Raw genomic sequence first — 12,771 nt, forward strand, 5'->3', positions numbered from 1 at the left:
GACCGCAAGCGCGGCCACGCCGGTGAACCCGGACGGGCTGCGGCTGCTCCATGCCCAAATCACCACCTGGTTCGCCGAAACGGCCCGCGACCTGCCCTGGCGCGAGCCCTCCTGCTCCGCCTGGGGCGTCCTGGTCAGCGAAATCATGCTGCAGCAGACTCCCGTTGTCCGCGTGCTGCCGGTCTGGCACGAATGGCTCAGGCGCTGGCCCACGCCGGCAGGGCTCGCCGGTGAGCCGGCCGGCGAGGCAGTGCGTTCGTGGGGCCGGCTGGGATATCCCCGGCGTGCCCTTCGGCTGCACGCCGCCGCCGCAGCCATCGTCCAGGACCACGGCGGAAAGGTCCCGGACACCTACGCCGAACTGCTCGCCCTTCCCGGAGTGGGCAGCTACACGGCCGCGGCGGTGGCCGCTTTCGCCTACGGCCGCCGGGAGACGGTGGTGGACACCAACATCCGCCGCGTCCACGCGCGGCTGGTTTCCGGCACCGCCCTCCCCGCTGCGGCGCTGACGGCTGCGGAGATGCGCCTGGCCGCGTCCCTCCTGCCGGACGACGACGGCACCTCCGTCCGCTGGAACGCTGCGGTCATGGAACTGGGGGCACTCGTGTGCACGGCCCGGGCACCCAAGTGCGGGGACTGCCCGGTGAAAGACTCCTGTGCCTGGCTCGCCGCCGGTGAGCCGCCGCCGTCGTACGTTCCCAAGGGGCAGGCCTGGCACGGCACCGACCGGCAGGTCCGGGGCGCCGTGATGGCCGTGCTGCGGCTGGCCGGGTCGCCCGTGCCGGCGGAGATGTTCCAGCGCGAACCTGCGGACCTCGGCTTCGCGCCCGCGGGAATCGGTGTGCCGCTCGCTGCCCTGCACCGGCTCAACTCCGCTCCCGAGCAGCTGGAACGTGCACTGGCGGGGCTGCTGGCGGACGGCCTGGCGGAGCTGCAGGACGGCGGTTACCAGCTCCCCGCCTGAGCCCGGATGCCGGAAATGGCATACTTCTTGGTGACCGGAACCGGGGGAAGCCATGAGAATCATTCTGTATATCGTGTGGGCGCTGTTTGTCGCGGCTGCAGTGTTCGCACTCATCCATGCGGTACGAAAGACCAGGCGCCAGGAGCAGCTGATGGCGCAGTGGCCCAAGGTGCAGGCCACGGTCACGGGCAGCGCATCAGGGTGGACCAGCGGCGCCGGCGGCTCAAGCCGGAACCTCCGCTTCTACCCCACCTACCAGTTCACGGATCCGCACGGCACCCTCTTCATGGGCAAGTCCGAGGTATCCCTCGCCGAACAGCCGGTGCCGGGGTCGCTGCTCGAGGTGGCGTACAACCCGGCCAACCCCAACGAGTCCCTCCAGGTGTCCAAACCCTCCCGCACCGCCCTGGGCTGCCTGGTTCCGTTCTTCGCCGTCTTTGCAATCGTGCTGTTCTGGTTTATCGGCATCTTCCCGCTCGGATAACCGGCGCCTGGGTAACAATCCGGGCAGGTAACAATGCCGGCGTCATTCGCCCGTTTTCACCGCCGCCCCGTGGTGCCGGCCGTACGCTGGGGATATGCGCAGGCAGGGGCTGCTTCTGGCATGGATTGCGACGACGGTGCTCGTCTCCGGCTGCGGGCCCGGCGCCAGCGCCTGCCCGGCAATAGCGCAGGCCACCGCGGTTTCCGTCACGATCACGGCCGACTACGCGCCGCGGGTCCATACCCTGCACCTGCGGGCCTGCCAGGACGGAAACTGCAAGGAAGGCGACGTGGAACTGCGCGCCGGCAGCGCCGCGGTGGACCAGGGCTGCACCCCGGAAGGGGCATGTTCTGCCACCGCCTCCCCTGACGGCACGCTTGTGGGAACGTTGATGCTGGACGCCCTGACCGAATCACCCATGGCCATCACGGCAACCGGCGCCGGGCCTGATGGTTCCCCGCTGCCGGTCAGTACCCTGCAGTTCCAGCCACGGGCTGTCTACCCGTTCGGCGAGCAGTGCGGAAAGTTCCTCACCGCCTCGGTCACCCTGGACAGCACCGGCCTGCGGGAAAGCGCCTAACCCTGGAACAGTGGGGGCCCTGGAACAGCGTGGGCGCTAGAACAGCGCGGGCTGGTTGAACAGGTCGTCGGCGGGGTCTGCGCCGGGGCCGCCCGCGGCCGGATCCGGGTGCCATTCGAAGCCAAGGTCGGCCAGGAGCTCCTCCACGGTCGTTTGCCCCTCCAGCACTTCAATCTCCTGGGGGTTGTCTTCGGGGCGGGGCCGTTCCATGGCATCGAGCTTATTAGCAGAAGCCCGCAGAGGTGCCCGGAACACACCGCCGGGCCCTGAATCCGGCTCCGGCCAGCCGGCGGCAGCCGCTCAGGGCTCGCCGAATCCTGCCTGCACCAGGCCGCCCACGTAATTCACCGCGCGCTCTGCATCCACGCCCCACGCTTCAACGTGCAGCACGGAGCCCTTGCCGGCCGCGAGGGTCATCAGGGCCGTCATGGACGCACCGTCGACGCCGTTGACGGTCACCTCGGCATCGAGCGAAGCAAGGCCTCCGGCGATCCTGGCCGCGGGCCGGGCGTGCATCCCGGCCTGGTTCACCAGCTCAAAGTCCCCCGTGAACTCCGGCCCGGCCCCGGTGACGGATCCTTCGGACACCATGTCCGACGCGGATGGCTGCGGCTGGCGGCCCGGGCCGCGGACGGCCTCCGCGGCGCGCCGGACGGCCTGGACGTCCGCGCCTCCCTGGGCGGCGACCGCCGCCGCCACCAGGCCTTCCACCAGCGGCGCGTCCGCCAGGAGGATGTTGGGCGGCCCGCCCGCGAACTCGAGCGCAGACTCGGCGGTCATGACGGCGGAGCCGAGGTCGGTCATGACCACGGCGCCGTCCCCGCCGGCCTGCCCAAGGGCGGCAAGGACCTTTTCCAGGCTGGTACCGATCCTGCCGTCGTCGGTGCCGCCGGCCGGCAGGATGACGACGTCGGGCGCCATCTGCGCGGCCAGTTCCACGGCACCCTCGGCTATCTTTTCGCTGTGTGAGACCACCACGATGCTGACGGTCACGCAGCCGCCCCGACAGCCGCGCGCAGGATCAGCGCGGTGGAAACCGCTCCGGGGTCCCGGTGGCCGGCGCTGCGTTCGCCCAGGTAGCTGGCCCGGCCTTTTCGCGCAATCAGCGGATCGGTGGCCACTGCCCCGGCCTCGGCTGCCTCGGCCGCCGCCACCAGGACGCCCAGGACGTCCGGGCTTCCGCCGTCGGCAACTGCGCGGGCCGCGTCAACCGCCGGAGTCCAGGCATCCACCATGGTCTTGTCCCCCGACTCCGCCTTGCCCCGCGCCACGATGCCGTCCCGGGCAGCCGCCAAGGCTCCGGCCCACGCGGCAGGCTCCACTTCGACGGCGTCCCCCACCGCCGTGGCCGCACGAAGGAAGGCCGTGCCGTAGAGCGGACCGGCGGCACCGCCGACCTTGGACATCAGGGTCATCGCCGCCATTTTCAGGGCTGCGCCAGGGGTTTCGGGCGCAGCCTCGTCGAGCCTGGCCAGAACGGCCTGGAACCCGCGGTCCATGTTCTCGCCGTGGTCGGAGTCCCCGATGGCCCGGTCCAGTTCGATCAGTTCCAGGCGGTGTTCGGCCATGGCCTGCGCACAGAGCGTCAGCCACTTCACGGCCCAGTTGATGTCCAGGACCACGGCTACATGCCCCAACGCAGGGCGGCGGTGTGCACTGGGGCGTCCCAGAGCGCGGTGAGCTCATCATCAAGCCGAAGCACCGAGATCGAGCAGCCCTGCATCTCCAGCGAGGTGATGTAGTTGCCCACCAGGGAGCGTTCCACCGCGGCCCCGGCGCCGGCGAGCACCTGCACGGCGTGGCGGTACACAATGTACAGCTCGCTGAGGGGTGTTCCCCCCATGCCGTTGACGAAGAGCAGGACCTTGTCCCCCGCCGAAATTTTCAGGTCCGCCAAAACCGGTTCCAGGAGTCGGTCGGTGATGCCGTCGGCGTTTTCCATCGGGATCCGGTGCCTTCCGGGTTCGCCGTGGATGCCGATGCCGATTTCGATCTCGTCCTCGGCGAGATCGAAACTGGGCGCGCCGGCGTGGGGCACCGTGCACGCCGAAAGCGCGACGCCCATGGTCCGGACGTTGGCGTTGACCCGCCCGCCGATGGCGGCGACCGCCTCAAGGTCGTCGCCGCGCTCGGCAGCCGCACCCGCAATCTTCTCCACGAGGACGGTGCCGCCAACTCCGCGCCGGCCGGCGGTGTACAGCGAATCCTCCACGGCAACGTCGTCGTTGACCAGGACCGTTCGGATGGTGACGCCTTCCGCCTCCGCCAGTTCGGCCGCCACCTCGAAGTTCAGCACGTCGCCGGTGTAGTTCTTTACGATATGCACGACGCCGGCGCCGGAGTCCGCAGCGAGCGTCGCGGGGAGGATCTGGTCCGGCGTGGGCGACGTGAACACCGCCCCCGGCACCGCGGCGTCGAGCATTCCGAACCCCACGTAGCCGGCGTGAAGCGGCTCATGGCCGCTGCCGCCGCCGGAGACGAGCCCCACCTTCCCGGCAACCGGAGCGTCCCTGCGGGTGATGTACAGCGGGTCCGCGCTGACGTCGACCAGTCCGGAGTGGGCAAGGCCAAAGCCCTGGACGGATTCGTCCACCACGGACCGGGGATCGTTGATGAGTTTCTTCACGCGGGGCTCCTGGCTCTGCTCCTGAAGGATCTGCCTCTGACCCTACTACCGGGCGTGACGACGGCGGTAGCGCGGGGTCGGGCCGGGAAGGGACCTACAGGCCGCAGGCGCAGGAAAGGGACAGCCCCCAATGACTGTCCCTTTCCTGAGGCCCCCCACATTTGGCCGGTCTACAGTTTATCCATCAAATCGAATTAAGTAAACGCGGCTGTTCCCCCGCCGCGGGAAGCCGCCGGCCTTCTACAGGGCGCGGATCATCCGGGTGTTGCCCAGGGTGTTGGGTTTGACCCTTGCCAGGTCCAGGAATTCGGCAACGCCTTCATCGTGGGAGCGGAGCAGCTCCGAGTACACCTCAGGATCAACGGCCGACTGGTCCGCCATCACCTCGAAGCCGTGGCGCTTGAAGAAGTCCACTTCGAACGTCAGGCAGAAGACGCGTCCCACGCCCAGCGCCCGGGCCTGCTCCAACAGGGTCTCCACCAGAATGTGGCCCACGCCCTTGCCGCGCCACTCCTGGGACGCGGCAAGGGTGCGGATTTCGGCCAGGTCCTCCCACATGACGTGCAGGGCTCCGCAGCCGATCACCTCGCCGTCGTCGGATTCCGCGATGAGGAATTCCTGGAGGCTCTCGTAGTAGGCCACTGTCTCCTTGGCCATGAGGATTCGTTCCTCGGCCAGCGGTGCCACCAGCTTCTTGATCAGGGGGACGTCGCTGGTGCGGGCGGGCCGGATACGGAACGAAGCAGTCACAAGCCCAATCCTACGGCGTGGCTACAGCCCCAGTTCCGCCGGAAGCTCCAGATCCTGGTCCAGCACGTTTTTGGCAAGGAACCACTGCACCACCTGGTACCAGATCTTCGCGTGCTGCGGCTGGAGGACCCAGTGGTTCTCGTCGGGGAAGTACAGGAAGCGGTGCGGCGTTTGCCCGTCCTGGTCGGCCGCCAGCCGGGACTTGGCGAGCAGTTCGTACCAGAGCCGCAGGCCCTCCCCGATAGGCACCCGGTAGTCCTTGTCCCCGTGGATCACCAGCATGGGCGTGCCGATTTTCTCCGCGTGCAGGTGCGGGGAGTTCTCCAGCGCCATCTCTTCGGTCATTTCCTTCAGCCAGTACTGGGAGGCGTCGGTGGTGGGCCCAAACTGATCCAGCGCCCACAGGCTCGCATGGGTGACCACGGCCCTGAACCGGTCCGTGTTGCCCGCCACCCAGTTGGCCATGTACCCGCCAAAGGAGCCGCCCATGGCCGCGGTGCGCGCGGCGTCGATGTCGGCGCGGTCCACCGCCGCGTCCGTCGCGGCCATCAGGTCCGTGAACGGCGCCTTGCCCCACGATCCCCAGCCGCGCTGGATGTACGCCTGGCCGTAGCCGGTGGACAATGCCGGGTCCGGGAGCAGCACCGCGTAGCCCTTGGCCGCCAGGAGCCAGGGGTTCCATCGCCAGGTCCAGGCGTTCCAGGAGCCCAGCGGGCCGCCGTGGATCCACAGCAGCATCGGTGCCGGGTTGTCCGCCGTTGCACCCTCCGGAAGCGCGAGGTAGGCAGGAACCCGGGACCCGTCGGCCGCCGTGGCTGCGATCCGTTCCAACCGGCCGGGGCAGGCAGGCCGCTCCGCCGGCGCAGGCAGCCGCATCGTTTCACCCGTGGCCAGGTCGATCCGCACGGCTTCGGCCGGGAATTCGTAGGAACTCCGCAGGGCATAGGCGTACCGGCCGTCAGGGGAAACAACGACGTCGGAGTAGGCTGCGGCGTCCTGGGTCACCCGGGTGACGCCCACTTCAGCCGGGGCAACGGGGACGCTGATCCGGAAAACCGGCGACGCGCCGTCGTCGTCCGCCGTGACAAGGAGGGCGGACCCATCCGGCAGCCACGCAGCGGGCCGGGGCCAGCGGTCCCAGTCGTGGGCGACGGGCTGCAGGTCCCCGGCGCCCCCGGCGTCCCCGGCGGATACGTCCAGCAGGTGCAGCCCGATCTCCGGAGCCCGGTGCGGGGTCGAATCGCTCTCGCTGACCACCGCGAGCATCCCGCCGTCCGGGCTCACGGGCCCCGGAAAGAAGCTCATGCCTTCCCGGTCCAGCAACACCCTCAGGCCGCCGGTGGCCACGTCCACTGCCACCAGCACGGACCTGCTGTCCGCTTTCGCCAGGGGCTTGGTGTAGCTCGTGTAGATGGTCCGCCCGTCGGGACTGACCACGGATTCCGCTTCCCTGAGCCGCGGCCCGGCGCCGGGCGTGAGGTTGCGGAGGACCAGGGGCGCGGAGGCGTCCACTGTTGCCGGCTTGCCGGGCGATTTGTCCTCCCCCGGTTCCACGGCAAAGAGCCGCGGCTGGCCCGGGCCCAGGTCCGCGTCCCAGTAGCGCACGGGGTATTCGCTGTGGAGGATGGCCGAAACCTTCTTGTCCTTGCGGGATTTGCGCCTTTCCCCATCGTCCTCCTCATCTGCGGACCCCGCGAGGACTTCCGCGGCCACGAACGCCACGTCCGCATCCTTGGCGGTCATCACGCGGCTGATTCCGCCCGGCCTGCTGAGCACCACGCGCGCTTCGCCGCCGTCCGCCGGAAGCAGCCACAGCGCGTTGACGGGCTCTTCGTCGGGGCTGTCCGGGTCGGGGCGGGCAGATGTGAAGTAGACGTCGCCGTTGGCGGCGAAAGCGGCGCCGGCTTCGCCCTTGGCGCTTCGGGTGATGCGCCGGGCGTGCTTCTGCCCGGCTGGGTCTAGCTCCCACAGTGCCGTGGCGTACTCGGTGCCCCTGCCGTTCAGGGTGCTGACGGTGGTGACCAGCCGGGAGCCGTCCGGGCTCAGCGCCAGGCCGCTGACCCGCGGGATGGACAGGTAGTGGTCGAGGTCGTGGAAAGGGGTGGGTGGTTGCTCGTCCGGGATCGCCGGATTCTGGTTCGCCATGACCCTGATTTAACACCGTCCAGGGCCTCAACCGGCCCTGAACCGCATGAGCGGTGTTGCCCGGCAACGGTTGTGCGGGTCCGGGCCGCCCGCGCCCCAGGACGCCGGCAAAGCGAAAGCCCCGCCGCTCATGTGGAGTGGCGGGGCTTTGGCTGTGGCGCCTAGACGCTCGGGGCGATCTCCGGGATGCGCGGCTTCGCGTTGCCGGCGAAGGTGAACTTCGCGTCGTCGCCTTCGCCTTCGACATCCACCACGACGATGTCGCCGGTGTGGATCTCGCCGAACAGGATCTTCTCGGAGAGCTGGTCCTCGATCTCGCGCTGGATGGTGCGGCGCAACGGCCGGGCACCCATGGCGGGGTCGTAGCCGCGGGTTGCCAGGAGCACCTTGGCGGCCTTGGTGAGCTCGATGCCCATGTCCTTGTCCTTGAGGCGCTTCTCCAAGCGGGTCACGAACAGGTCCACGATCTCGATGATCTCGTCCTGGGTGAGCTGCGGGAACACCACGACGTCATCCACACGGTTCAGGAACTCGGGGCGGAAGTGCTGCTTGAGTTCCTCGGTGACGCGGGCACGCATGCGGTTGTAGCCGGTCTGCGTGTCGGTGCCGGACTGGAAGCCGGTGGCGACGCTCTTGGAGATGTCCCGGGTACCCAGGTTGGTGGTCATGATGATCACGGTGTTCTTGAAGTCCACCACACGGCCCTGGGAGTCGGTCAGGCGGCCGTCTTCCAGGATCTGCAGCAGCGAGTTGAAGAGGTCCGCGTGGGCCTTTTCCACTTCGTCGAACAGCACCACGGAGAACGGACGGCGGCGGACCTTCTCGGTCAGCTGGCCACCCTCTTCGTAGCCGACGTAGCCCGGAGGGGCACCGAAGAGCCGCGAGACCGTGTGCTTCTCGGAGTATTCGGACATGTCCAGGGTGATGAGGGCGTCCTCTTCACCGAACAGGAACTCGGCGAGTGCCTTGGCGAGCTCGGTCTTGCCGACGCCGGTGGGGCCGGCGAAGATGAACGAGCCACCGGGGCGCTTGGGGTCCTTGAGCCCTGCACGGGTACGGCGGATGGCCTGCGAGAGTGCCTTGATGGCCTCGTCCTGGCCCACCACGCGCTTGTGCAGTTCCTCCTCCATCTTCAGCAGGCGCGAGGACTCTTCCTCGGTCAGCTTGAAGACGGGGATGCCGGTGGAGTTGGCCAGCACCTCGGCGATGAGGTCCTCATCCACCTCGGAGATGTCGTCCATGCCGCCGGACTTCCAGTGCCGCTCCTTCTCCGAACGCTCGGAGATCAGCTTCTGCTCCTTGTCGCGGAGCGCGGCAGCGCCCTCGAAGTCCTGGGCGTCGATGGCGGATTCCTTCTCCATCTTCAGCTTGGCGATGCGCTCATCCATGGCCTTGAGCTCCGGCGGAGCGGTCATCCGGCGGATGCGCAGCCGGGCGCCGGCTTCATCGATCAGGTCGATCGCCTTGTCCGGGAGGAAGCGGTCAGAGATGTAGCGCTCGGCGAGGCTGGCCGCGGAGGCCAGAGCGCCGTCGGTGATGGTGACGCGGTGGTGTGCCTCGTACCGGTCGCGCAGGCCCTTGAGGATCTCGATGGCGTGTGCCACGGAGGGTTCCTTGACCTGGATCGGCTGGAAGCGGCGCTCCAGGGCGGCGTCCTTCTCGATGTGCTTGCGGTATTCGTCGAGCGTGGTGGCACCGATGGTCTGCAGTTCGCCGCGGGCCAGCATGGGCTTCAGGATCGACGCAGCATCGATGGCGCCTTCGGCTGCGCCGGCACCGACCAGGGTGTGGATCTCATCGATGAACAGGATGATGTCGCCGCGGGTGCGGATCTCCTTGAGGACCTTCTTCAGGCGCTCTTCGAAGTCGCCGCGGTAGCGGGAGCCTGCCACCAGGGATCCGAGGTCCAGGGTGTAGAGCTGCTTGTCGCGGATGGTCTCCGGGACGTCGCCGCGCACGATCGCCTGGGCCAGGCCCTCGACGACGGCGGTCTTGCCGACGCCGGGCTCGCCGATCAGGACCGGGTTGTTCTTGGTGCGGCGGGAAAGGACCTGCATGACGCGTTCCATTTCCTGCTCGCGCCCGATGACCGGGTCCAGCTTGTTTTCGCGGGCGGCCTGGGTCAAGTTGCGGCCGAACTGGTCCAGCACCACGGATCCGGCAGGAGCGCCCTCGGGCTGGCCGCCGCCGACGCCTGCGCCGGTGGTTTCCTTGCCCTGGTAGCCGGAGAGGAGCTGGATGACCTGCTGGCGGACGCGGTTGAGGTCGGCGCCGAGCTTGACCAGGACCTGCGCGGCGACGCCTTCACCTTCACGGATGAGGCCGAGCAGGATGTGCTCGGTGCCGATGTAGTTGTGGCCCAGCTGCAGGGCTTCGCGAAGCGAGAGCTCCAGCACCTTCTTGGCACGGGGGGTGAAGGGGATGTGGCCGGACGGGGCCTGCTGGCCCTGGCCGATGATCTCCTGCACCTGCTCGCGAACGCCGTCGAGCGAAATGCTCAAGGACTCAAGAGCTTTGGCGGCAACGCCCTCACCCTCGTGGATCAGACCCAAGAGGATGTGTTCGGTACCGATGTAATTGTGGTTCAGCATGCGTGCCTCTTCTTGGGCAAGCACAACTACGCGACGGGCACGGTCCGTAAATCGCTCAAACATTTCGCCACACTCCTAGCTACGACGTACTTTGATGCTACGTGGCCGGTCCGACGTTGTGGAGCGTGTTCGCCACAGGGGAAACCGCGGCGCTTGCGGGAATATCCCCGCGGCGGCTGCCGGCCAAAGCCGGGCACTGTGGTCGGGGCAGGTTTGGCGTTTCCCCGGGAGTCCTGGCAATGCGGCGACAAACACCGCAGGGGGGGCTCCATAAAAAGCCCAATTGGGCGCCTGTACCCCAAAGTACCGGCGGAGTACCCACAAGTTTTTGGGAATTGAAAAACCCCGCCCCCGCCGGGTGGCGGTAAGCGGGGTTTCGGACCGGCTAAAGACAGCCCCTAGGAATTAGCCTTTTGGTAGGCTTCCTGGATTTCGGCCTGAATTCGGCCGCGGCTGTTAACCGTGTAGCCGTTATCCCGTGCCCATTGCCGGATTTGCGCCGAGTCGTGGCTGCGGCCGCCGGTTGGTGCCTTGCCCCGCTGGACACGGCCACCGGATGCCTTGCGTGCAGCGCCAATGAACCGCTCCAGTGAAGACCGGAGTTCTGCGGCGTTGGCTGCCGAGAGGTCAATCTCGTAGTTGACCCCGTCGAGGCCAAACTTAACGTTCTCGTCTGCGGATCCCCCATCCAGATCATCCACGAGGATGATGTTTACTTTCTGTGCCATTAAAGTCTTCCTCTTGCTGGAAAGTCGGTTTTCAGAAAAGCAGGATGTTTCCCATAAAAAGTATGACTCTTACGCTGGCAACGCGTCAAAGCGCGTAAAGGTTCCGTGGGGATAAATGTGGAAAAACGGGGGTTTTATCTATTTGGATTCGGTTCCGGGACCTTCCGTGGGCCGGGCCGCGAGCGCGTCAGCTTCGGCCTGGGCGCGTGCCTCGGCCTGCCGCTCGGCTTTATCCGCATTGAATATGGCTTTCATGGCGAACCAGAACAGCAGGCCCACCACAAGCGAGGGCAGAAGTACGGCTACATACTCCATAGTCAGTGTCCTTCAGGCTTCAGGAGCGGGAACAGGATGGTTTCGCGGATGCCCGCACCGGTGAAGAGCATCACCAGCCGGTCGATACCCAGGCCGATTCCGCCCATGGGGGGAGCGCCGTATTCGAGTGCGCGCAGGAAGTCCTCGTCCAGCTGCATGGCCTCGACGTCGCCGGCGGCCGCGTGCATGGACTGTTCGGTGAGCCGTTCACGCTGGATGACGGGGTCGATCAGCTCGGAGAACGCGGTGCCGCGCTCCATGCCGCCGATGATGAGGTCCCAGGCCTCGATCAGCCGGCCGTCCTCGCGGTGCGGGCGGGCCAACGGCTGGGCGGAGGGCGGGTAGTCGTAGACGAAGGTGGGGTTCAGCAGCGTGGGTTCGACAATCTCGCCGAAGAGTTCGACCGCCAGCTTCTCGGCGTCCCACTTGGGATCCACCTTGACTTCGTGCTTGGCCGCGATTTCCCGAAGCACCTCGACGGGTGTGTCCGGCGTGACCTCCTGGCCCACGGCGTCGGATAGGCCCGGGTAGACGGCCAGCCAGGTCCACTCGCCGTCGAGGTTGATCTCCCCGGCCTCGGTCTGCAGGACGCGCCCGGCACCCACGGCGTCGGCGGCGTCGAGGATGATCTCCTTGATCCGCTCCGCCATGACGAACTGGTCCGCCCACGCCTCGTAGCACTCAAGGGTGGTGAATTCCGGGCTGTGGGTGGAGTCGACGCCCTCGTTGCGGAACACGCGGCCCATGTCGTACACGCGGTCGATGCCGCCAACCACTGCACGCTTCAGGTACAGCTCGGTGGCGATGCGCAGGGTCATCTTCTGGTCGAAGGCGTTCATGTGCGTCTCGAACGGACGCGCCAGGGCGCCGCCGTGGACCAGCTGCAGGATGGGTGTTTCCACCTCGACGTAGCGGTGGCGGAACAGGGTTTCGCGGATGGAGCGGGTGATCGCGGCGCGGGTGTAGACCATTTCGCGGGCTTCGTCGCGGACCATCAGGTCCACGTAGCGCTGGCGGACGCGGGTTTCCTCGTTCAGGTCCGCGTGCAGCACGGGCAGGGGGCGCAGGGCCTTGGAGGCCATGGACCAGGAGTCCGCCATGATGGACAGCTCGCCGCGGCGGGAGGAGATGACCTCGCCCTTGATGAACACGTGGTCGCCCAGGTCAACCAGGGCCTTCCAGTCCGCGAGCGCTTCCTCGCCGATGTTGGCCAGGCTCAGCATGGCCTGGAGGCGCGTTCCCTTGCCGTCGGTGCCGCCCTCCTGGAGCGTGGCGAAGCAGAGCTTGCCCGTGTTGCGGACAAAGACCACGCGGCCGGTGACGCCGACGATGTCACCGGTGGTGTCGTCCGCCTCGAGGTGGGCGTACTTCTCCCGGATCTCCGCGAGGGAGTGGGTGCGCTCCACCCCCACGGGGTACGCCTCCGTGCCGCGCTCGAGGAGTTTGGCGCGCTTTTCCATGCGGATCCGCATCTGCTCGCTGGCGTCGACGGGCTCTGGGGCATTTTTGGGCGCGGGGGTGTTTTGGGAAGTCACAAGCATCAAGTTTACCGGCCAGAGGCGGGAAGCCGTGCCTGCCTAGGATGGGG

General features: G+C 67.6%; 13 protein-coding genes. 3 read left to right on the forward strand and 10 right to left on the reverse strand.

Features of this window, described 5'->3' with window-relative positions; translation table 11 throughout:
• The first annotated feature begins 22 nt into the window (after positions 1-22).
• The 3 genes from ACYSM9_RS02110 (at position 23) to ACYSM9_RS02120 (ending at position 2,028) form a co-directional block, all read left to right on the forward strand.
• Positions 23-964, forward strand: a complete 942-nt coding sequence (locus ACYSM9_RS02110; protein ID WP_461855341.1) for an HhH-GPD family protein — start codon at positions 23-25, stop codon at positions 962-964.
• Between the two features lie 52 nt (positions 965-1,016).
• The gene (locus ACYSM9_RS02115) at positions 1,017-1,448 is read left to right on the forward strand and encodes a DUF3592 domain-containing protein (RefSeq protein ID WP_461855342.1); all 432 of its coding nucleotides are present in this window, start codon (positions 1,017-1,019) and stop codon (positions 1,446-1,448) included.
• A 94-nt stretch (positions 1,449-1,542) separates the two neighbouring features.
• Complete coding sequence (locus tag ACYSM9_RS02120; RefSeq protein WP_461855343.1) at positions 1,543-2,028, forward strand: hypothetical protein; 486 nt, start codon at positions 1,543-1,545, stop codon at positions 2,026-2,028.
• Positions 2,029-2,064: 36 nt separating this feature from the next.
• On the opposite strand, the gene ACYSM9_RS02125 is transcribed toward ACYSM9_RS02120, so the two are convergent.
• The 10 genes from ACYSM9_RS02125 to lysS form a co-directional block, all read right to left on the reverse strand.
• Entirely contained in the window at positions 2,065-2,238 is a 174-nt protein-coding gene (locus ACYSM9_RS02125) for a hypothetical protein (RefSeq protein ID WP_461855344.1), read from the reverse strand.
• Positions 2,239-2,328: 90 nt separating this feature from the next.
• The gene (gene dhaM / locus ACYSM9_RS02130; protein WP_461855345.1) at positions 2,329-3,021 is read right to left on the reverse strand and encodes a dihydroxyacetone kinase phosphoryl donor subunit DhaM; all 693 of its coding nucleotides are present in this window, start codon (positions 3,019-3,021) and stop codon (positions 2,329-2,331) included.
• Positions 3,018-3,650 carry a dihydroxyacetone kinase subunit DhaL gene (gene dhaL / locus ACYSM9_RS02135; protein WP_461855346.1) on the reverse strand — a complete coding sequence of 211 codons (633 nt, stop codon included), beginning with the start codon at positions 3,648-3,650 and terminating at the stop codon, positions 3,018-3,020. Before dhaL ends, dhaM begins: the two co-directional genes overlap by 4 nt.
• Before the next feature lie 2 nt (positions 3,651-3,652).
• Positions 3,653-4,654, reverse strand: a complete 1,002-nt coding sequence (gene dhaK / locus ACYSM9_RS02140; RefSeq protein ID WP_461855347.1) for a dihydroxyacetone kinase subunit DhaK — start codon at positions 4,652-4,654, stop codon at positions 3,653-3,655.
• Positions 4,655-4,894: 240 nt separating this feature from the next.
• A complete protein-coding gene (locus tag ACYSM9_RS02145; RefSeq protein ID WP_461855348.1) occupies positions 4,895-5,404 on the reverse strand; it encodes an amino-acid N-acetyltransferase in 510 nt (169 codons plus the stop codon).
• A 21-nt stretch (positions 5,405-5,425) separates the two neighbouring features.
• Positions 5,426-7,549, reverse strand: a complete 2,124-nt coding sequence (locus ACYSM9_RS02150; RefSeq protein ID WP_461855349.1) for a S9 family peptidase — start codon at positions 7,547-7,549, stop codon at positions 5,426-5,428.
• A gap of 161 nt (positions 7,550-7,710) precedes the next feature.
• The gene (locus tag ACYSM9_RS02155; RefSeq protein ID WP_461855350.1) at positions 7,711-10,203 is read right to left on the reverse strand and encodes an ATP-dependent Clp protease ATP-binding subunit; all 2,493 of its coding nucleotides are present in this window, start codon (positions 10,201-10,203) and stop codon (positions 7,711-7,713) included.
• 335 nt (positions 10,204-10,538) lie between these two features.
• On the reverse strand, positions 10,539-10,868 hold the full coding sequence (locus ACYSM9_RS02160; protein WP_461855351.1) for a histone-like nucleoid-structuring protein Lsr2: 330 nt from the start codon (positions 10,866-10,868) through the stop codon (positions 10,539-10,541).
• A gap of 138 nt (positions 10,869-11,006) precedes the next feature.
• Entirely contained in the window at positions 11,007-11,183 is a 177-nt protein-coding gene (locus tag ACYSM9_RS02165; RefSeq protein ID WP_461855352.1) for a hypothetical protein, read from the reverse strand.
• 2 nt (positions 11,184-11,185) lie between these two features.
• Positions 11,186-12,724, reverse strand: coding sequence for a lysine--tRNA ligase (gene lysS, locus ACYSM9_RS02170; protein WP_461855455.1), 1,539 nt, complete (start codon positions 12,722-12,724; stop codon positions 11,186-11,188).
• Positions 12,725-12,771: the final 47 nt, after the last annotated feature.

This window comes from Arthrobacter sp. C152 (assembly GCF_054890965.1).

Excerpts from the sequence above, each read along its gene's own strand:
- ACYSM9_RS02115 (WP_461855342.1), top strand. The coding sequence starts at position 1,017 with ATGAGAATCATTCTGTATATCGTGTGGGCGCTGTTTGTCGCGGCTGCA.
- ACYSM9_RS02120 (WP_461855343.1), top strand. The coding sequence starts at position 1,543 with ATGCGCAGGCAGGGGCTGCTTCTGGCATGGATTGCGACGACGGTGCTC.
- ACYSM9_RS02125 (WP_461855344.1), bottom strand. The coding sequence starts at position 2,238 with ATGGAACGGCCCCGCCCCGAAGACAACCCCCAGGAGATTGAAGTGCTG.
- ACYSM9_RS02150 (WP_461855349.1), bottom strand. The coding sequence starts at position 7,549 with ATGGCGAACCAGAATCCGGCGATCCCGGACGAGCAACCACCCACCCCT.
- ACYSM9_RS02155 (WP_461855350.1), bottom strand. The coding sequence starts at position 10,203 with ATGTTTGAGCGATTTACGGACCGTGCCCGTCGCGTAGTTGTGCTTGCC.
- ACYSM9_RS02160 (WP_461855351.1), bottom strand. The coding sequence starts at position 10,868 with ATGGCACAGAAAGTAAACATCATCCTCGTGGATGATCTGGATGGGGGA.
- ACYSM9_RS02165 (WP_461855352.1), bottom strand. The coding sequence starts at position 11,183 with ATGGAGTATGTAGCCGTACTTCTGCCCTCGCTTGTGGTGGGCCTGCTG.
- lysS (WP_461855455.1), bottom strand. The coding sequence starts at position 12,724 with ATGCTTGTGACTTCCCAAAACACCCCCGCGCCCAAAAATGCCCCAGAG.